16 protein-coding genes and 1 tRNA gene are annotated in these 18,299 nt (G+C 74.4%); 7 read left to right on the top strand and 10 right to left on the bottom strand.

The features are described 5' to 3' along the window. Positions 1 to 17 precede the first annotated feature (17 nt). The gene (locus ACTVZO_RS31145; protein ID WP_443301483.1) at positions 18 to 581 is read right to left on the bottom strand and encodes a DUF1707 and FHA domain-containing protein; all 564 of its coding nucleotides are present in this window, start codon (positions 579 to 581) and stop codon (positions 18 to 20) included. Between the two features lie 110 nt (positions 582 to 691). Here ACTVZO_RS31145 and treZ point away from each other — a divergent pair, with 110 nt between their 5' ends. Further along, positions 692 to 2,440 (top strand): malto-oligosyltrehalose trehalohydrolase, encoded by a 1,749-nt coding sequence (gene treZ, locus ACTVZO_RS31140; RefSeq protein ID WP_443301482.1) that lies wholly within the window; start codon positions 692 to 694, stop codon positions 2,438 to 2,440. Between the two features lie 33 nt (positions 2,441 to 2,473). Here treZ and ACTVZO_RS31135 read toward each other — a convergent pair whose 3' ends face one another. Further along, positions 2,474 to 3,598, bottom strand: a complete 1,125-nt coding sequence (locus ACTVZO_RS31135; RefSeq protein ID WP_443301481.1) for a M24 family metallopeptidase — start codon at positions 3,596 to 3,598, stop codon at positions 2,474 to 2,476. Between the two features lie 159 nt (positions 3,599 to 3,757). On the opposite strand from ACTVZO_RS31135, the gene ACTVZO_RS31130 reads away from it, so the two are divergent. Further along, a tRNA-His gene (locus ACTVZO_RS31130) sits at positions 3,758 to 3,830 on the top strand. 74 nt (positions 3,831 to 3,904) lie between these two features. On the opposite strand, the gene ACTVZO_RS31125 is transcribed toward ACTVZO_RS31130, so the two are convergent. Together ACTVZO_RS31125 and ACTVZO_RS31120 are read right to left on the bottom strand one after the other, a co-directional pair. Continuing rightward, a complete protein-coding gene (locus ACTVZO_RS31125) occupies positions 3,905 to 4,660 on the bottom strand; it encodes an alpha/beta fold hydrolase (RefSeq protein ID WP_443301480.1) in 756 nt (251 codons plus the stop codon). Between the two features lie 122 nt (positions 4,661 to 4,782). Next, positions 4,783 to 6,843 (bottom strand): phosphocholine-specific phospholipase C, encoded by a 2,061-nt coding sequence (locus ACTVZO_RS31120; RefSeq protein WP_443301479.1) that lies wholly within the window; start codon positions 6,841 to 6,843, stop codon positions 4,783 to 4,785. 364 nt (positions 6,844 to 7,207) lie between these two features. Between ACTVZO_RS31120 and ACTVZO_RS31115 the strand changes: the two genes are divergently transcribed. From ACTVZO_RS31115 to ACTVZO_RS31095, 5 genes are all read left to right on the top strand, one after another. After that, positions 7,208 to 8,173, top strand: a complete 966-nt coding sequence (locus ACTVZO_RS31115) for a 3-oxoacyl-ACP synthase III family protein (RefSeq protein WP_443301478.1) — start codon at positions 7,208 to 7,210, stop codon at positions 8,171 to 8,173. Further along, positions 8,170 to 8,913, top strand: coding sequence for a glycosyltransferase family A protein (locus ACTVZO_RS31110; RefSeq protein ID WP_443301477.1), 744 nt, complete (start codon positions 8,170 to 8,172; stop codon positions 8,911 to 8,913). The genes ACTVZO_RS31115 and ACTVZO_RS31110 overlap by 4 nt, the downstream gene beginning before the upstream one ends. Beyond that, complete coding sequence (locus ACTVZO_RS31105) at positions 8,913 to 10,388, top strand: AMP-binding protein (RefSeq protein ID WP_443301476.1); 1,476 nt, start codon at positions 8,913 to 8,915, stop codon at positions 10,386 to 10,388. The genes ACTVZO_RS31110 and ACTVZO_RS31105 overlap by 1 nt, the downstream gene beginning before the upstream one ends. Before the next feature lie 74 nt (positions 10,389 to 10,462). Then, positions 10,463 to 11,560, top strand: coding sequence for a cytochrome P450 (locus tag ACTVZO_RS31100; protein WP_443301475.1), 1,098 nt, complete (start codon positions 10,463 to 10,465; stop codon positions 11,558 to 11,560). Between the two features lie 8 nt (positions 11,561 to 11,568). Further along, the gene (locus ACTVZO_RS31095) at positions 11,569 to 12,534 is read left to right on the top strand and encodes an NAD-dependent epimerase/dehydratase family protein (protein WP_443301474.1); all 966 of its coding nucleotides are present in this window, start codon (positions 11,569 to 11,571) and stop codon (positions 12,532 to 12,534) included. Here ACTVZO_RS31095 and ACTVZO_RS31090 read toward each other — a convergent pair. The 6 genes from ACTVZO_RS31090 to murC form a co-directional block, all read right to left on the bottom strand. Next, positions 12,500 to 13,093, bottom strand: coding sequence for a GTP-binding protein (locus ACTVZO_RS31090; protein WP_443301473.1), 594 nt, complete (start codon positions 13,091 to 13,093; stop codon positions 12,500 to 12,502). The two genes, ACTVZO_RS31095 and ACTVZO_RS31090, sit on opposite strands and share 35 nt — an antisense overlap. Further along, positions 13,080 to 13,451, bottom strand: a complete 372-nt coding sequence (locus ACTVZO_RS31085) for a DUF742 domain-containing protein (RefSeq protein ID WP_443301472.1) — start codon at positions 13,449 to 13,451, stop codon at positions 13,080 to 13,082. Before ACTVZO_RS31085 ends, ACTVZO_RS31090 begins: the two co-directional genes overlap by 14 nt. After that, positions 13,451 to 13,867, bottom strand: coding sequence for a roadblock/LC7 domain-containing protein (locus ACTVZO_RS31080; RefSeq protein WP_384220517.1), 417 nt, complete (start codon positions 13,865 to 13,867; stop codon positions 13,451 to 13,453). The genes ACTVZO_RS31085 and ACTVZO_RS31080 overlap by 1 nt, the downstream gene beginning before the upstream one ends. Then, entirely contained in the window at positions 13,864 to 16,206 is a 2,343-nt protein-coding gene (locus ACTVZO_RS31075; protein ID WP_443301471.1) for a sensor histidine kinase, read from the bottom strand. The genes ACTVZO_RS31080 and ACTVZO_RS31075 overlap by 4 nt, the downstream gene beginning before the upstream one ends. Positions 16,207 to 16,473: 267 nt before the next feature. Beyond that, positions 16,474 to 16,887, bottom strand: a complete 414-nt coding sequence (gene msrB / locus ACTVZO_RS31070) for a peptide-methionine (R)-S-oxide reductase MsrB (protein ID WP_443301470.1) — start codon at positions 16,885 to 16,887, stop codon at positions 16,474 to 16,476. 13 nt (positions 16,888 to 16,900) lie between these two features. Further along, the gene (murC, locus tag ACTVZO_RS31065; RefSeq protein WP_443301469.1) at positions 16,901 to 18,298 is read right to left on the bottom strand and encodes a UDP-N-acetylmuramate--L-alanine ligase; all 1,398 of its coding nucleotides are present in this window, start codon (positions 18,296 to 18,298) and stop codon (positions 16,901 to 16,903) included. Position 18,299 lies beyond the last annotated feature (1 nt).

Below are 18,299 nucleotides of genomic sequence, written 5' to 3'. Positions count from 1 at the left end.
CCGCCCGCGGGCCGGGTTCAGCTCGACGACAACCGGAAGGCCATCCTCCCGAAACTGACCTGGTCGCCGTCCCGGACCACCGCGGACCCGGTGACCCTGCGCCCGTTGACCGTGGTCCCGTTGGTGGAGCCGAGGTCCTTGAGCACCCACACCCCGTCGCGCAGGCTCAGTTCCGCGTGTGCCCGGGAGACGGTCTCGTGGCTGAGCCGCAGCCCGTTGCCGGGGTCGCGGCCGATCCGCAGGCCGCCCGCGCCGGGGTGCGGCAGCAGCAGCTTGGGCAGTTTCTCCGCGGCCCAGGCGCGCCGGACCCCGACCGAGACCGCGGACACCCGCCCGACCCAGCCGAACAGCCGACGGGTCCAGGGGCTTTCGGGCCCCTCCCGCGTCTGGAGGTCGGCGGTGAGGACGGCGAGGTCCTCGGAACGGCGGGCAACCAGGGCGAGTTCCATCCGGCGCAGGAACGTGTCGTGGGACAGCTTCCCGAGGGCCGCACCCTCCCTGAGCTGGCCCAGCGCCCGGTCACGCTCGGCATCCGAAAGCCGCGGCACCGGGTAGGCGGGGAACTCAAAACTCGACGTCACAGGGTGATTGTCGGCCCGTCGGGGCCGGAGTGTCCAGAACTCCCCCGCCGGGCCCGGAATGATGGGCAGGATACGCATGCTGAACAGCGCCGCAGACGAGGGGAACGTCCGTGCAGTTCGAGGTGTGGGCACCGCTGACAGGTCATGTCGCCATGCGACTCGACGACGCGACGTACGACATGGCACGCGATCCGGAGCGCGACGGCTGGTGGACCGTCCAGGCGCCCGCCGCCGACGGAAGCCGGTACGGGTTCCTGCTCGACGGCGAGCCGGACCCGCGGCCCGACCCGCGCGGGCGGCGGCTGCCGGACGGCCCCGACGGCCTGTCGGCGGTGGTCGACTTCACGGCGCTCCCCGGGCCGGCGGCCGCGGCCCCCCGCACCCCGCTCCAGGACGCGGTCCTGTACGAGCTGCACATCGGCACCTTCACCCCCGAGGGCACCTTCGACGCCGCCGCCGCGCGCCTGGGCCACCTCACCGGGCTCGGCGTCACGCACGTGGAGCTGATGCCGGTCTGCTCCTTCCCCGGGCGGCACGGCTGGGGGTACGACGGGGTCGCCCCCTGGGCGGTGCACGAGCCGTACGGCGGACCGGAGGGGCTGGCCCGGTTCGTGGAGGCGGCCCACGCCGCCGGGCTGGGGGTGGTCCTGGACGTGGTCCACAACCACCTCGGCCCCTCCGGCAACCATCTGCCCGCCTTCGGACCGTACTTCACCGACACCCACCACACCCCGTGGGGCGCGGCGGTGAACCTGGACGCGCCCGGCTCCGACGAGGTGCGCGCGTACCTCCTGGGCAGCGCGCTGGCCTGGCTGCGCGACTACGGGATCGACGGGCTGCGGCTGGACGCCGTGCACGCGCTCGCCGACGGGCGGGCCCTGACCTTCCTGGAGGAGCTGTCCGCCGCGGTGGACGAGCTGGCGGCCGAGACCGGCCGGCCGCTGTTCCTGGTCGCCGAGTCCGACCGGTGCGACCCGCACACCACCACGCCGCGCGCCGACGGGGGCCTGGGGCTGCACGCCCAGTGGAACGACGACTTCCACCACGCCCTGCACTGTGCGCTGACCGGGGAGTCCCAGGCGTACTACGCCGACTTCGCCCGGGCCCCGCTGGCCGCCCTCGGCAAGACCCTGACCCGCGCCTTCTTCCACGACGGGACCTGGTCCTCCTTCCGCGGCCGCACCCACGGCCGCCCGGTGGACCGCCGCCGGACCCCGGCGCACCGCTTCCTCGGCTACAGCCAGACCCACGACCAGATCGGCAACCGGGCGCTCGGCGACCGGCTCGCCGCCTCGCTCTCCCCCGGGCTGCTGGCGTGCGCCGCGACCGTGGCGCTGACCGGGCCGTTCGTGCCGATGCTGTTCATGGGCGAGGAGTGGGGTGCGGGCACGCCCTGGCAGTACTTCACCGACCACCCCGACCCGGAGCTGGCCGAGGCCGTGCGGGCCGGCCGGCGCCGGGAGTTCGCGGCGCACGGGTGGAAGGCCGAAGAGATCCCCGACCCGCAGGATCCCGCGACCCGGGACCGCTCCTGCCTGGACTGGGCCGAGCCGGAGCGGGCCGGCCACGCCCGCCTGCTGGCCTGGTACCGCACCCTCGTCGCGCTGCGCCGCTCGCACCCGGACCTGCGCGACCCGGACCTGGCGGCGGTCCGGGTCGCGCACGACGAGGAGCGGCGCTGGCTCACGTTCCGGCGGGGCGACGTACGGGTGGCGGTGAACCTGTCCCCGGAGCCGGTGACCATCGCGCTGGGCCGCAACGGAGTACGGGTGCTGGCCGCCTGGGAGCCGCTCGAACACCCGGGCCCGGACGGGCGGATCCACCTGCCGGGCGAATCGGCGGTCGTCCTCGGGCCGTGAGGGTGGTGCGGGAGGTGCGGGAGGTGCGGGCCGCTACTCGACGACCGCCAGCTCGCGCGGGGCGTTGTTGAGGCGGCGCCCGCCGTCCTCGGTGACGGTCACGATGTCCTCGATGCGGACACCGAACCGGCCGGGCAGGTAGACGCCCGGCTCCACGGAGAAGCACATGCCGGGGACCATGGGCCGCTCCTCGCCCTCGACCATGTACGGCGGCTCGTGGGTGGTGACGCCGATGCCGTGGCCGGTGCGGTGGATGAAGCGGTCGCCGTAGCCGAACTCGGTGATCACCGCGCGGGCGGCCCGGTCCACCTCCTGGCAGGAGACGCCGGGCCGGACCGCGGCCACCCCGGCCCGCTGGGCCTCGCGGACGACGTCGTGGACGCGCTGCTCCTCGGCGGTCGGCTCGCCCACGTGCACGGTGCGGGAGATGTCGGAGCCGTAGCCGTACCGCAGGCCGCCGAAGTCGAGGACGATCATGTCCCCGTGCCGGATGACCCGCTCCCCGGCCTCGTGGTGCGGGTTGGCCCCGTTGGGGCCGGAGCCGACGACGGTGAAGTCGACCTGGGAGTGGCCGTGCGCGCGCAGCAGCGCGGCCAGGTCCTCGGCGACCTCGGTCTCCCGGCGGCCCGCGAAGGGGACGTGGAGGATCTGCGCGTAGGCGGCGTCGGCCGCGGCGCCCGCCGCGGCGAGCCGCTCGAGCTCCCGTTCGTCCTTGACCGCGCGCAGCATGGGCAGCGCGTCGGTGAGGGGCACGTAGGAGGTGGCGGGCAACTCCCGTTGCAGTCCGAGGAGGTGCAGGGCCCAGGTGCTGTCGCTCACCCCGAAGCGCCCGGCCGCGTCCAGCAGCGGGGCGCTGAGGACGTACGGGTTCTTCCCGTCCGCCCAGTCCCGCAGGGCCAGCGCGGCGGCTCCGGGGGCCTTGGCGGCGTCGGGGGCCTCCAGGGCGGGCACCACGAGCACCGGCTCCTGCCCGGTGGCCAGGACCAGCAGGGTGAGCCGCTCGGTCTCTCCGGTGGGGCGGTAGCCGGTGAGGTGCGTGAGGTCGGGACCGGGCGCGATCAGCAGCCCGGCGAGTCCGGCGTCGGCGGCCGTCTGCGTGGCGGCGGCCATCCGGGCGGCGTAGTCCTCGGTCGTGAAGGGTGCGGGTTCACGGGTCATGCGGGTGATCCTGCCGTGGGCCGCGCGGGGAGGGGAGGGGCCGCGCCGGACCGCCGGCGGCCCGGCCCGGGCCGCCGCGGAATAAGGCGTCGCGGGAGCACCCCTCTGATCGGCTATGCTGTGCATGCACGTCGAACGGGTGGTCCGCCACCCTTCGTGGTGGGTGTAGCTCAGTTGGTAGAGCACCTGGTTGTGGTCCAGGTGGCCGCGGGTTCAAGTCCCGTCACTCACCCTGTGGGTCCCGTGAGGGGTACGAGGTTTCCTCGTACCCCTCACGGGCTTTTCCCGTGTCCGGAACCACACCGGCTAGGCGCGCAGGAAGGCCTCCACCTCGGTGGCGAAGGCGACCGGGGTCTCGTGGGGCGGGTAGTGGCCGGCGCCGGGGAGGACGCGGATCCGGCAGTTCGGGTACCAGGCCTGCCACGTGGCGCGCATCACGTCGGCGGTCAGCGCGAGGTCGTACTCCCCCACGAGGACCAGCACGGGGACGGTGTTGCCCTTGACCGCGGAGGACAGGTCGAGGGGCTGCCAGCTCGCCAGGTAGGCGGCGAAGGCCTCGGGCCGGGAGACGTCCAGGGAGTGGGCGACCATGCGGTCCACCCAGTGGCGGCTCGCCCGGTTCCCGGTGACCAGGTCGAGGATGACGCGCCGCTTCTCCGGGTCCTCGGGCGCGCCGTGGAAGAGGGTGTGCGTGGCGTCGTCCATCGCGTAGGGCGCGGCCGGCACCGGGGCGAGCCCGACCAGCTTCTCGATCCGCTCGGGGGCGCGGACGAGCACCTGCTGCATCGCCTTGCCGCCCATGGAGTGGCCGAGGAGGGAGAACGTCTCCCAGCCGAGCTCGTCGGCGAGCTCCAGGACGTCGTCGGCGATCTCGGGCAGGTCGTACCGGCCGGGGACGTCCCGCCGCGTGCCGTAGCCGCGGTAGTCGGGGAAGGCGTACGAGAACCCTTGCGGGTCCAGGCAGTCGAGCGCGGAACCCCAGTTGGCGGAGGTGCCGAACCAGTCGTGCAGCACGATGACGCGGACGGGCCCGGTGCCGATCCTGCGGTGGGCGATGGCCATGCGTTCTCCCTCGGTGACGGGACGGCGGATTGCGACGCCGTACCTCCTTCCCACCCCGCCTGCCGTCACACCGCCGGCCGCCGGCCCGGTCCGGGCCGGCGGCCGTACGCGCCGCGGAGTGATCAGACGGTCTTGATCGCCGGGTCGGAGAGGCCCGGGGCGCCCGTTTCCACGTGGCCGGCGAAGCGGCGCAGGAAGGTGGCGTCCTTGTCGGAGACGACCTTGACGTCGTACCAGCGGGCCGTCGCGGCGAGGTTCACCGTGTGGGAGACCGTGGCGCCGGGGCCGACCGCGATGACCTGGGAGGCGCCGCCGTAGGCGTTGGTCACCGTGAGGCCGACCGCGGCCGTACCGGGGTTGGTCAGGGTGAGGGCCAGGTGTCCGGTCGAGGCCGTGTGGCGGGCCGTGACCTCGGGGCCGGCCGTCTTCGTCGGGCCCTTCCAGGTGCGCAGGAAGCCGTTCGGACCCCAGACCGTGAGGTTGATCTGGTTGCCGGTGGAGCTGCTGGTGCTCCAGGTGTCGGAGAGGGTCTTGCCCGCCTCGACCGTGTAGGGCCAGGGGCCGTCCGTACGGTTGCCCGAGGTGCTGTGGAAGTGGGCGCCGAGGGTGGGGCCCGAGGAGAAGGTCAGGGTGAACTTGCCGGTGGAGGTGGTGCGGGCGCCGTCCACGTACGGGCTGTAGCCCAGGGCGCGGGTCGGCTTGGACCCGGCCTCCTGCTTGGGCAGGACGCCCGTGGCCGGCGGGGTCGGGTGGTAGGACGGGTGGCGGTCCTTGTCCGGCGGGACGTACCCGGCCGTGGAGGGCAGGGCGGCCGGCGCGGCGTCCGCCCGGGTGAAGTCGAACGCCGAGGTCAGGTCACCACAGACCGCACGGCGCCACGGCGAGATGTTGGGCTCCTGCACGCCGAAGCGCTTCTCCATGAAGCGGATCACCGAGGTGTGGTCGAAGGTCTCGGAGCAGACGTAGCCGCCCTTGCTCCACGGCGAGACCACGATCATCGGGACGCGCGGGCCGAGCCCGTAGGGGCCGGCCGCGTAGCCGCCGCCACCGTTGTAGAGGTCGCCGGTCACGTTTGCCGTGGACAGGCCCCAGGCCGAGGAGGCCGGCGGGTAGGGCGGGACGACGTGGTCGAAGAAGCCGTCGTTCTCGTCGTAGGTGATGAACAGGGCGGTCTTCGCCCACACCGCCGGGTTCGACGTCAGGGCGTCCAGGACCTGCGAGATGTACCAGGCTCCGAAGTTCGTCGGCCAGTTGGAGTGCTCGCTGAAGGCCTCGGGGGCCGCGATCCAGGACACCTGGGGCAGCGTGCCGTTGCCCACGTCGGCGCGCAGCCGGTCGAAGTACCCGCCGCCCGCCTTCACGTTGGTGCCCGTGCGGGCCTTCTCGTAGAGGGGGCTGCCGGGCGCGGCGTTGCGGTAGGCGTTGAAGTAGAGCAGCGAGTTGTCGCCGTAGTTGCCGCGGAAGGCGTCGTTGATCCAGCCCCAGTGGCCGGCCGCGTTCAGGCCGTCGCCGATGTCCTGGTAGACCTTCCAGGAGACCCCGGCCGCCTCCAGGCGCTCGGGGTAGGTCTTCCAGCCGTAGCCCAGCTCCTGGTTGCCGAGGACGGGGCCGCCGCCGGTGCCGTCGTTGCCCGTATGACCAGTCCACAAGTAGTAGCGGTTGGGGTCGGTGGCTCCGATGAAGGAGCAGTGGTAGGCGTCGCACACGGTGAAGGCGTCGGCCAGGGCGTAGTGGAACGGTATGTCGTTCCGGGTCATGTACGACATCGTGGTGGCCGTCTTGGCGGGGACCCACTTGTCGTACTTGCCGTTGTTGTACGCCTGGTGGCCGCCCGCCCAGTCGTGGTTCAGGCCCTCGAGGAACTGCATGCCGAGGTCCGCGATCTGCGGGTTGAAGGGGAGGATGTCCTTGGTCCCGTTGGACTGGTGGAAGACGGACTTGCCGTTGTCCTGGAGGACCGGCCGCGGGTCGCCAAAGCCCCGGACGCCCTTCATCGCCCCGAAGTAGTGGTCGAAGGACCGGTTCTCCTGCATCAGGACGACGACGTGCTCGATGTCCTGGATCGTGCCTGTGGTGCCTTGGGCCTGGATGGCGGCGGCCCGCGCGATGCTGTCGTTCAGCATCGTCAGCGCGGCGGCGCCGCCGGCGATCTGCAGGAACCTGCGACGGTTGAGTTCTGCCATGGCGTGACGACCTCTGCGGGTGAGGGGGGAGGGGGAGTCGAGGGGCGCCCCAAGGACAGCGCCCCCCGGGTACCGGACGGAGATCCCTGCCTGACACCCGGCCGTACAGCCGGATAACGGCAGTGGTCACCGCCGACGGCCCGCGCGTCTGGCGAAGACGGTAGGCGAACCACCCGCTGCGCAACAGCCCCCGGAGTCACTCCACTTCGAGGCCGGACGGCCTCTGCGGGGGTACTCATCCGGCCCGTGCACCGATCTGAGCATCCGTACTCAGGTCCGGGAGATGGCGGCTTGTCATCGTGTGGGCATGCCCTTTCAGCCACGTCACCCACGGCCGCGCGCCGGGATAACCGCCGTCGGCAGCATGCTGCCCGCCGAGGTGCTCTCCTCGGACTCCCTCCAGCAGGAGGTGGCCCGGCTCAGCGGCCTCACGCTGCCGCCGACGCTGCTGCGGCAGGCCACCGGGATCGTCTCCCGCCGCGTCGCGGGCCCGGAGGTGTACGCCTCCACCCTCGCCGTGGGCGCCGCCCGCCGGGCTCTGGACGCGGCCGGCCTGGGCCCGCTCGACATCGACCTGCTGCTCTTCGCCTCCGCCTCCCGGGACATGGTCGAGCCCGCCACCGCGCACATCGTGCAGGCCGGGCTGGGCTCGCGGGCCCACGCCCTGGACGTCACCAACGCCTGCAACAGCTTCGTGAACGGGATCGACCTCGCCCGGTCGATGATCCTGGCCGGGCGGGCGCGGCGGGCCCTGGTGGTCACCGGGGAGACGCCGAGCCGGGCGGTGCGCAAGGACCCCGCGGACGCAGCCGAGTTCCGCAGCGGCTTCGCGGGGTACACGTTCGGAGACGCGGGGGCCGCCGTGGTCGTGGAGGCCGTGGAGCGCGGCGGGATCCTCGACGTGGACACGGAGACCCACTCGGAGCACTGGGAGGTCGGGGGCATCCCGGGCGGCGGTTCGCGCCACCCGCGCGGGGACGGGTACACCTACTTCCGCGGCGACGGGCACGAACTGCGCGGCGTCTTCGAGAAGGTGGGCACCGCGGTCATCGACCGGACGCTGCACCGGACCGGGATGGACTGGGACGGCTTCGCCAAGGTGCTGGTGCACCAGGTGACCGTGCCGTACCTGGAGCGGTTCGCGGAGCTGACCGGGGTGCCGGCCGGGAAGCTGGTGGTGACCGTGCCCGAGCTCGGCAACGTGGCGAGCGCGAGCATCGGGGTCCAGCTGGACCGGGTGTTCGCGGAACTGGAGCCGGGGCAGCGGGTGTTGTTCGTAGGACTCGGCGGTGGCATCAGCATCATGACGATGGTCTGGGAGAAGTCGTGAACCGGTCCCTGTGGGTGGTCGTTCCCGCGCACGAGGAGGAGGCGCGGCTCGCGCAGACCCTGCGGGCCCTGGCCGCGCAGCGGGACCGGGACTTCACCCTGCTGGTCGTCGACAACGCCTCGGCGGACCGGACGGCCGAGATCGCCCGGCGGTTCGCGGCGGACGCGCCCTTCCCGGTCGAGGTGATCGAGGAACCGCAGAAGGGGGTCGGCTCGGCCGTCGACACCGGCTTCCGGTACGCGATCGGCCGCGGCGCCGCCCTCCTCGCCCGCACGGACGCCGACTGCCTGCCCCGGCCCGGCTGGACGCGCGCCGCGCGGACCGCCCTCACGGAGCGCCCCGGACTGGTGTGCGGGCGGATCGTCGCCCGGCGCGACGAGCACGGCCCGCTCGGCCGGGCCGGCTTCGGCCTCCTCGTCGCGCTCGCCGCGCTGTTCGGACGGCTGCGGCCCCGGCACGCGCGCCGCAACGGCTTCCGGGCCCCGTACCGCATGCACGCCGGAAACAACATGGCCATCACCGCCGACCTGTACCTGGCCGTCGGCGGCATGCCCCGGCGCCCCTCCCCCACCGACCGGCTCTTCCTCAACGCCGTACGCCGCCACACCGACCGGATCGCGCACTCCCGGGAGATGGTCGTGGAGAACTCCACGCGGCGCCTGCGGGCCTACGGGATCGCGGGCACCGCCCGCTGGTACCTGGACCAGGGCAGCGGCACGCACGGAACGGACCCCCGCTGATGCTCGACCGCCTGGACCACGCGCTGCGCAGCCGCCCCGAACGGCAGGCGGTGCTCACCGCCACCCGGACCGGCGCTCCCCGGGTCCGGGCCACCCGCGGGGAACTCGCCGAGCTGTCCGACGCGTTCGCCGCCGCCCTGCACGCGCGCGGACTGCGCGCCGGGGACACCGTCGGGGTCGCCGTACGGCCCGGCCCGCGGGCCCTCGCCGTCCTGCTCGCCCTGTGGCGGCTCGGCCTGCGCGGCGCCGTGCTCGACCCGGGGGCGGGGCCCGACGTGCTGCGCGCCCGGCTGTCGCTGGCCCGGCCGGCGCTGGTGCTGGCCGACGCGGCCGCGCAGGCGGTGGCGGGCTGGGCCCGGCCGCTGGCCCGTCGGGCCGGGCTCGCCCTGCCCGACCTGGCCGAGCTGGGGCCGGTGGCCACCGTCGGGCCCCGGCTGCCGGGCTGCGCGCCCGCGCTGGACCTGACGGCCTCCCGGGCCGAGGTGCCCGTGTACGGGGACCACGACGGGGACGCCGTCATCGTGTTCACCTCGGGGACCACCTCCCGGCCGCGCGCCGTGGTGCACACCCGGTCGAGCCTGGCCGCCGGGATGGCCACGGTCGCCTCCCTCTTCGACGGGGCCCCCGACCAGCCCGTCCTCGGGGGCACCTTCTTCGTCCTGGTCCCCTCGCTGACGTGCGGCGCCCCCGTCGCGCTCCCGGCCCGCGACCCGAAGGTGCTGGCCCGCCAGCTCCACCGGCTGCGCCCCCGGGACACCTATCTGACCCCGCCCGGGCTGCGGGACGCGCTGGACGCGGGAGCCCGTTTCCACGGCCGGGTCTGGACGGGCTCGGCCCCCGCCGACGCCGCGCTGCTGGAGCGGGTGCGGGCGGCGGGCGCGGCCCGGGCCTGGGGGGTGTACGCGCTCACCGAGCTGTTCCCGGCCGCCGCGGTCGAGGCCCGGGAGAAGTCCGCCTTCGAGGGCCCGGGCGACCTACTCGGGGCCCCGCTGCCGGGCGTCCTGGCCCGGACCGGCACGGACGGCCAGCTGCTGCTGACCGGGGCCGCGGCCCGGAACCGCTACCTCGGCGAGGAACCCGACGCGTGGGTGCGCACGGGCGACCGGGCGCGGCTGGACGGCGCGGGGCGGATCGTCCTGGAGGGCAGGTGCAAGGACATGGTGCTGCGCCGGGCGGAGAACATCTACCCGGGGCTGTACGAGCCGGCCCTGCACGTGCCCGGGGTGGAACTGGCCGTGCTCGTCGGGGTCCCGGCGGGCGACGGCGACGAACGGCTGGTCGCCGTCGTGCAGCCGGGGCGCGGCGCGGACGAACACGGCCTGCGCAGCGCCCTGTCGGGTCCGCTGCACCGGATGGGAACGGCCCGCCCCGACGCCCTCCTCTTCGCCCGCATCCCCCTGTCGGGGCGCTCGCGCAAACCGGACCGGGCGGCCACCTCCGCCATGGCGGCGCAACGCCTCGGCCCGACGGCCTGAAGTCCACCGTGCCACCCGTACCGCCCGCGTGCGGTTCCCGTGGCCCGACCGGCCCCTCACGAAAGTGCGTACCGATGAGCGACACGTCCCACGCCAAGGCCCGGCGCCGCGACCGCCGGGTCTACCTGGGCAGCCACCCCGTGCTGTTCGGGCTGCTCGCCGCGACGCGCGGCCGGCCCGTCCGCCGGATCGGCGGCACCCTGCTGGTGCACGGGGCGGAGGCCTACCGGCAGGCGCTGACCCGGCTGCCGCTGGACCGGACCGCCGAGGGCACCACGGGCGGCGCGGCGCGCTCCGCGCTGGCCGGCGACGGAGGGGTGCTCTTCGACCAGGAGGGCAGCGGGCACCGCTCGGACCGGCGGGACCTGGCCGCGCAGCTCTCCGCGGCCGGGGTGGCACGGCTGCGTGAGCGGTGGCGGCCGCTGCTGGTGCGCGGCCTCGAACCCCTCGCGCACGGCGGGGCGGTGGACCTGGTCGGGCTCTCCCGGGAGCTGGCGGGTTCGGTGGTCTGCGCGCTGCTGGGCACGGCCACCGATCCGCGGGCCGTGGCCTCGGCCGCCGCCGAGGCGGCGGCCGCTTCCGTACGCAGCCACCTGCCCGGGCCTCGGCGCCCGGGCGCCGAGGCCGCGGCGGTCCGGTCCGCGGCCCGGCTGCGGGACCTGCTGGCCCCGGCCGACGACGGCGCGCTGGCCGCGATGGTGGCGGTGGCCGCGGTCAACACCACGGTGGCCGCGCTGCCGCGGGCGGTGGCCTGGTGCGCCGACGCCGGGCTGTGGGACCAGGCCGCCGACGAGGCCCTGCGCCCGGCGCTGGCGGCCGAGCTGCTGCGGGTCACGGCCGCCTCGCCGCTGCTGCCCCGGGTGGCCGCCGCGGACGGCACGGCCGGCGGCTGCCCGGTGCGGGGCGGTGACCGGCTGCTGCTGGTCGCCCGGCACGCCGCCGAGGCGCACCGGCGCGATCCCGACGCCCGGCGGCCGGCCGGGCCGGGGACCGCCCGGCTGGTGTTCGGCTCCGGTCCGCACGCCTGCCCCGGAGCCCGGCTGGCCGGGGTGCAGCTGGCCGACGTACTGGCGGCTCTGGCCCCCGCGCGGCCGGTGGTGACGCGGGCCCGGGTGGACCGGCGGGCCGCCCTGCCGGGCTGGCGGACGCTGCTGGTGGAGGCCCGTACATGAGCCGCCGCATGAGCGCGCGTACGGGCCCGCGCATCGCGGTCACCGGGGCGAGCGGCTTCTGCGGCGGGCACGTGGCCCGGGCCGCGGCCGCGGGCGGGGCGGAGGTGGTGTGCGTGGGCCGCAGGCCCGGCCCGCTCGGCGAGCACCGTTTCTGGGACGCCGCCCGGCACGATCCGGATCTGGCCGGGGTGGACCTGGTGGTGCACTGCGCGGCGGCGGTCGGCGATCCGGCGCCCGGCTCCCGGGCCGAGGCGCTGATGCGCGCGGTCAACGTGGACGGGACGGAGCGGCTGCTGCGGGCGGCGGGCGGCCGGCCCGTGGTCTGGGTGAGCAGCGCCAGCGTCTACGACCCGCGGATCGACCGGAGCCTGGTCACCGAGGACCATCCGCGCACCGGCCAGCTGAACGCCTACGGCCGGACCAAGGCGGCGGGCGAGGCCCTGGCGCTGGCCGGCGGAGCGGTCGTACTGCGGCCGAGGGCGGTCTACGGCCCCGGCGACACCCAGCTGCTGCCCCGGCTGCTCTCCCGGGTCCGGGCCGGGACCCTGCTGCTGCCGGGCCCCGACGTACCGCTCAGCCTGACGGCGGTGGAGAACCTGGCCGGGGCCTGCCTGGCGGCGGCCGGCTGGCCCCCGGGCGCCTACAACGTGGCCGACGCGCGGCCCTACGCCCGCGACCTGGCCGTACGGGACGTCCTGCGGGCCCATGGCCGCCGGGCCCGGATCCGGCACCTGCCGCTGCCGGTGGCGCGTGCGGCGGCCCGGTTCGCGGAGTCCCTGCCGACGGCCGAACCGGCGCTCAGCCGCTACGCGGTGGACCAGCTCGCCCATCCGGTGGTCCTGGACACGTCCCGGGCCCGGTCCCTGGGCTGGTCCGCGGGCCGGACGCTGGCGGACTACCTGTCCTCGGTGGCGCCCGGTGCGGGCCGGGGCGGACGGGTCACGCCGTCGCCGCGGCCCCCGCACGGGCGATGAGCCGTTCGAGGAGCGCGAGCAGGCAGGCGCGGACGTCGGGGCGGGAGCGTGCGTCCAGCATGAGGACGGGGGTGGCCGGGTCGCGCAGGTGCAGCGCCGCCCCGATCTCCTCGGCGGTGTAGGGCTGTTCGCCGTGGAAGCAGTTCGCGCCGACCACGAAGGGCAGCCCGCGGCTCTCGAAGAAGTCGACCGCGGCGAAACTGCGGTCCAGGCGGCGCGTGTCGGCCAGGACGACCGCGCCGAGGGCCCCGTTCAGCAGGTCGTCCCACATGAACCAGAAGCGCTCCTGGCCCGGGGTGCCGAACAGGTAGAGGACGACACCGGCGTCGGTGAGGGTGAGGCGGCCGAAGTCCATCGCCACGGTGGTCACCGTCTTGGACTCGATGCCGTCGAGGTCGTCGACGCCGACACCGGCGGCCGTCAGCCGCTCCTCCGTGCGCAGGGGCTCGATCTCGGAGATCGTCTCGACCAGGGTCGTCTTGCCGACTCCGAACCCCCCGGCGACGAGGATCTTGACGGGGGCCGGTTCCCGCGGGGCGGGAGTGTCATATCCGGGCAAGGTTGTCCCTGATTCTCATGAGCAGGTGGACGTCGGTGGTCTCGGCCCCGTCCAGGGGAGACCGGTGGTGGATCAGCCCGCGGTCCGCGAGTTCGCCCAGGAGCAGCGTCATCGGGGTGAGGCGGATGTGCATCCGCGCCGCGATCTCGGCGACCGCCAGGCCGCCCGGGGAGGCGCACATGGCGAGGATGGCCCGCCACTCGGTGGGCAGGCCGCCCTGCGCGTCCCCGCCGGCCGCCGCCGTGATCGTGGTGTCCATGGTGAGGACGGTGTGCGGCGCGGCCGTACGCCCGTCGGTCAGGGCGTACAGCCGCGTGCGGCGGCGGCGCGGCGGGGACTGGGGCTCGTCCTGCGGCATTACGCGGTCGGCACCTGGCCGCGCTCCGGGGTGCCCAGCCATTCGCCGAGCGCCTGGGCGGTCCGTACGGCCTCGCCGCCCAGCTCTCCGAGGCGGGCCTTGCGGGAGGTCACCACGATGAGCGTGCTGCCCTCGCCGCACCCGACGATGCACAGGTACCTGTCATCCATCTCGATCAGCTGGCGGATGACGCGGCCGCCGTCGACCTCCCGTGATATCGCCTTCATCGTGGCCGCGATGCCGGAGGCAGCGGCCGCCATGCGCTCCGCCTGGGGCTCGTCCAGCAGGTAGGCGCTGAGCTTGATGCCGTCGTTGGACAGCAGGACGGCCCCCTGGATGCCGGCGATCCGGTTCAGGTTGTTGTCCAGGACGCTGTAGATGGCGTTGTCGGTCGCTGCGTTCGATGAGGTGGTCATGGCCGATCCCGTCGGAGCTCTTCTTCCACTGTCTGGGTCCCCCGTTCGTAGTCCGCCCAGGCGTCGGCCACCTCTTCGGGTGTCTCCGTGTCCGGCCGGAGGGCTGTTTCCGGGGCGCGGGGCTCCCGGAGCTGCTCGGCGATGTGGGTCTGCGGGACGCGCTCGGGCAGCGCCGGGCGTGCGGGGGCGGCGGCCAGGGCCGGCCTGGCCTCGGGCCCGGGCCCGGACGCCGGCCCGGGCGCGGCCGGCTTCACGGGGCGGCTCGGCAGTCCGGCGGCCGTGTGCTCGACCGGCTCGGGCCCGCGCTCCACGGCGGAGCGGGGCGCCGGGAGGGCGGCCGGCCGCTCCGGGGAGGGAGCCGGGACGGGAACCGGGGCCGGGACGGCGGGCGCGGTCTCGCGCGGCGCCTCCGCCCCGGTCGCCACCAGGAGCTCCCCGGGGAGGATCACCACGGCGGAGGTGCCGCCGTACACCGAGCGGCGCAGGGTGACGGTCGCCCGGAGCTGGTCGGCGAGGTGGCCGACGACGAAGAGGCCGAGCCGGTGCGCGTTCTGCGCCAGGACGGAGTACGGCGGTGCCTGGTGGAGGCGCCCGTTCATCTCCTCGTACCGCTCGGGGCTCACCCGCGGTCCGCGGTCCTCGATCTCGACCGACAGTCCGTCCGCCACCGTCTCGGCGCGGATGACCACCTTCGAGCGCGGCGGGGAGAACCGGGTGGCGTTGTCGAGCAGTTCCGCGAGCAGGTGGCTGACCTGGCTGATCGCCTGCGGTTCCACGCTGGTCTCGTCCAGGGCCTGCCGCTCGATCCGCCGGAAGTCCTCCACCTCGGCGGCGGCTTCGCGCAGCAGGTCGGCGATGCGCATGGGCTCGGTGTGCGGGTCGGGGACCTCTCCGCCGGCCAGGATGAGCAGGTTCTCGATCTGCCGCCGCATGCCGACCGTGAGCTGGTCGGCGCGCATCAACTGGGCGAGCAGCGCCTCGTCGTGGCCGAAGGTGTCCTGGAGGTCCTCGGTGAGGCTCAGCTGGCGGCTGACCAGGTTCCCGGTGCGCGAGGCGATGCCGGTGGCGAACAGCCCGAAGCCGTGGCGTTCGGCCGCGAGCTGCCGGTGCCCGTCGACGGACACGGCCACGGCCCGGGCGAACGCGTCGCTGATGCGTCCGACCTCGTCCCCGTCGCCGCGCACCGCCGGGAGGACCGCGTCGTCGACGGGCCGGCCGCGCTGGAGCCGGTCGACGATGTCGGGGAGGGTCTCCTCGGCGACGGTCACCGTGCGTTCGTGCAGGTCGTGAAGGCGGCGCAGCAGGGACCGCGTGGTGAGCACGACGACGGCCACGACGACCAGCAGCCCGCCGGCGCTCCCGCCGATGAGCCAGGCGACCTCGCTCTCCAGCTCGGCGGCCTTGGCCTCGCCGAGCGTGAGCACCTTGCGCGCCCGGTCGATGTTGAGGGTGGCCATCTGTACGGAGAAGTTCGCGTGCGCGGACCGCCAGCCGGCGACCTCGGCGGGCAGCCGGACGCCGGACTCGACGTCCGTGTGGCCGGAGATGATCGCGTTCTCGATGCGGAGCTTCGTCTGCCAGTCCGGGGAGGCGACGATCCGCTCGTAGAACCGCCGGTCGCGCTCGGGGAGGTACGGCACGATCCAGGTCTCGTACAGGTGCCGATGGGCGCCCACGGCGCTGATGAACTGGTCGAATCCGGCGGCGCTCAGCTGCCTGGACGGTCCGGCCAGGGACAGGATCGTGTCCTCGCGCGCCACCATCTCGGTGGCGGCGAGCATGGACACCACGGGCCGGTTCTCCTGGACGATGTCGGCGTCGTCCGCGTGGCTGAACTCCCGCTGGTACGCCTGGATGACCGTGTCGATCACCCCGGTGTAGTAGGCGAGGGTGCCGTCGGCGCCGCCGGTGCGGGCGTCCGCGCGCTGGCGGTACGCGGCCAGGCCCGCCAGCCGCCGGTTCACGTCGTCGAAGGAGGCATTCGAGGCTTCGGCGAGCCGGCGGAATCCGGCCACGCCCTGGTCGGTGGCGTCGCGCCGGATCCGCAGCTCCTCCTCGGCCCCTGCGGTGCCCGCCCACAGCCCGGCGGTCATCGTCCGCTCGGCCTGCATGTCGACCATGAGCGTGTACAGCGGTACGCCGATCCGCTCGGCCGCCGCGACATCGGCCCGCAGGTGCTCCGACTGCGTCAGCAACCGCTGGGCGGTCACCGCCACTTGGGTGCCCATCGCCGCGGTGGGGATCACCGCCAGCCAGATGAGCAGCGTGCGCAGGCGCACCCGGCGCCGGCGACGGGCCGTCGACTGCCCTCGTAGGCCTTCGGGTTCTATCGGAGACATCGGACCTCGGGAACGGGGGCGGCGGGGGCAGCCGGGCAGCCTGGCCGGTCACAACCGGTCGGATTGCGGCGGGATATGAGGGTGCCGATCATAACCAGCCATCCCGAGGAAACAGATAGGTGTCTTCCGCGGCCAAAGCGTGCTACTGGCGGCGGATCATCGCGGCCGGGAGACCCGATCGGTACCCGACCGCGACATCCCCGACACCGCGGCGGGCTCCGCCCGGCCCCGCGCGGGGCCGGGCGGAGCCCGCCGGGTCCGCGCGGGTCAGGCCCCTTCGGGGGCCGGGGTGAGGCGCAGCGAGATGGAGTTGATGCAGTAGCGCTGGTCGGTGGGGGTCGGGTAGCCCTCGCCCTCGAAGACGTGGCCCAGGTGCGAGCCGCACGTCGCGCAGCGGACCTCGGTGCGGACCATGCCGTGCGAGGTGTCGGCGATCAGCTCGACCGCGTCGGTGTCCTTCGGGTCGAAGAAGGACGGCCAGCCGCAGTGCGAGTCGAACTTCTCCGTGGACCGGAACAGCTCCGCGCCGCAGCCGCGGCAGGAGTAGACGCCTTCCGTCTTGGTGTCCGTGTACTCACCGCGGAAGGCCGGCTCGGTGCCCGCGAGGCGCAGCACCTGGTACTCGGACGGGGTCAGCTCGGCCTGCCACTGCTCGTCCGTCTTCTGGACCTCGTACGACATGTCTCCCGCTCCCTTAGTTCGACAGGCGGGCGAGGATGGCCGGACCGAGGTCCGTGACGTCGCCCGCGCCCATCGTGAGAACGAGATCGCCGGGCTTGGCCATTCCCGCGATGACCTCGGCGACGGCCCCCTTGTCGTGCTCGGCCGTGACGTCGGCGCCCGCGGCGCGGGCGGCGGCGATGATGATCTCGCTGGTGATGCCGGGCAGCGGGTCCTCGCGGGCCGGGTAGATGTCCAGGACCACGGAGGCGTCGGCGAGGGCCAGGGCCTGGCCCATCTCCTTGCCGAGCTCCTGGGTGCGGGAGAAGAGGTGCGGCTGGAAGACGACCAGGATCCGTGAGTCCCCGGCGGCGCCGCGGATGGCCTCCAGGTCGGCGGTCATCTCGGTGGGGTGGTGCGCGTAGGAGTCGATGACCTGGACGCCGGCCGCCTCGCCCTTGAGCTGGAGGCGGCGCTTGACCCCGGTGTACTTGCCGAGGGCGGAGGCCAGATTGTGCGCGGGGATGCCGAGGGCGACGCCGGCGGCCAGGGCCGCGACGGCGTTGTGCGCGTAGTGGCGGCCGGGCACGGAGACGGTGAAGGTGAGCATCCGCCCGTCCAGGACGACCGTGACCTCGCTGGTCAGCCCGCGCGCGGTGATCTTGGTGATCCGGACGTCCGCGTCCGGCTCCTCACCGTAGGTGACCACGTTCAGGCCCTGGCGTCCGGCGACCCGGCGGGCGATCTCGGCCGCGCCCTCCTGGCCGTGGGCGACGACCAGGGTGCCGCCGGGCACGATCTTGGAGACGAAGGTCTCGAAGGACTCGTAGATCTCCTCGATCGACGCGTAGTTCGCGTGGTGGTCGAGCTCCGCGTTGAGGATGATCGCGACCTGCGGGGTGTACTTGTGGAAGGTGCGGTCGCTTTCGTCCGCCTCGGCCACGAAGATGTCGCCCTCGCCGTGGTGGGCGTTGGAGCCGGGGGCGTCGAGGTCGCCGCCGATGGCGTACGAGGGGTCCAGGCCCAGCGCCGACAGGGACACCGCCAGCATGGAGGTGGTGGTGGTCTTGCCGTGCGTACCGGCCACGGCGATCGGGCGCAGGCCGTCCATCAGGGCGGCGAGGGCGTCGGAGCGGTGCACGACGGGGATGCCCAGCTCGGCGGCGCGGGCCAGCTCGGGGTTGTCGGCGCGGATGGCGCTGGAGACGACCACGCAGGTGGAGTCGTCGGCGAGGTTGCCGGGGGCGTGGCCGCCGTGGACCGTGGCGCCGTGGGCGCGCAGCGCCTGGGCGGTCTCGGAGTCCCCCCGGCTGTCGCTGCCGGCGACCCGCGCGCCGCGCTGGGCGAGGATCTTCGCGATGCCGGACATGCCGGCGCCGCCGATGCCGATGAAGTGGGGCCGTTCCATGGCGGTCGGCAGGCCGGGCTTCATT

This window comes from Streptomyces sp. IBSNAI002 (assembly GCF_052244475.1).
Classification (GTDB): domain Bacteria; phylum Actinomycetota; class Actinomycetes; order Streptomycetales; family Streptomycetaceae; genus Streptomyces.
Note: the sequence above shows the minus strand (reverse complement) of the source record. Positions and strands in the feature narration are given on the sequence as shown.

Coding starts and splice junctions, on each gene's coding strand:
- ACTVZO_RS31135 (WP_443301481.1), bottom strand. CDS start 3,598: ATGACCCGTGAACCCGCACCCTTCACGACCGAGGACTACGCCGCCCGG.
- ACTVZO_RS31125 (WP_443301480.1), bottom strand. CDS start 4,660: ATGGCCATCGCCCACCGCAGGATCGGCACCGGGCCCGTCCGCGTCATC.
- ACTVZO_RS31120 (WP_443301479.1), bottom strand. CDS start 6,843: ATGGCAGAACTCAACCGTCGCAGGTTCCTGCAGATCGCCGGCGGCGCC.
- ACTVZO_RS31115 (WP_443301478.1), top strand. CDS start 7,208: ATGCTGCCCGCCGAGGTGCTCTCCTCGGACTCCCTCCAGCAGGAGGTG.
- ACTVZO_RS31105 (WP_443301476.1), top strand. CDS start 8,913: ATGCTCGACCGCCTGGACCACGCGCTGCGCAGCCGCCCCGAACGGCAG.
- ACTVZO_RS31100 (WP_443301475.1), top strand. CDS start 10,463: ATGAGCGACACGTCCCACGCCAAGGCCCGGCGCCGCGACCGCCGGGTC.
- ACTVZO_RS31095 (WP_443301474.1), top strand. CDS start 11,569: ATGAGCGCGCGTACGGGCCCGCGCATCGCGGTCACCGGGGCGAGCGGC.
- ACTVZO_RS31085 (WP_443301472.1), bottom strand. CDS start 13,451: ATGCCGCAGGACGAGCCCCAGTCCCCGCCGCGCCGCCGCCGCACGCGG.
- ACTVZO_RS31080 (WP_384220517.1), bottom strand. CDS start 13,867: ATGACCACCTCATCGAACGCAGCGACCGACAACGCCATCTACAGCGTC.
- ACTVZO_RS31075 (WP_443301471.1), bottom strand. CDS start 16,206: ATGTCTCCGATAGAACCCGAAGGCCTACGAGGGCAGTCGACGGCCCGT.
- msrB (WP_443301470.1), bottom strand. CDS start 16,887: ATGTCGTACGAGGTCCAGAAGACGGACGAGCAGTGGCAGGCCGAGCTG.
- murC (WP_443301469.1), bottom strand. CDS start 18,298: ATGAAGCCCGGCCTGCCGACCGCCATGGAACGGCCCCACTTCATCGGC.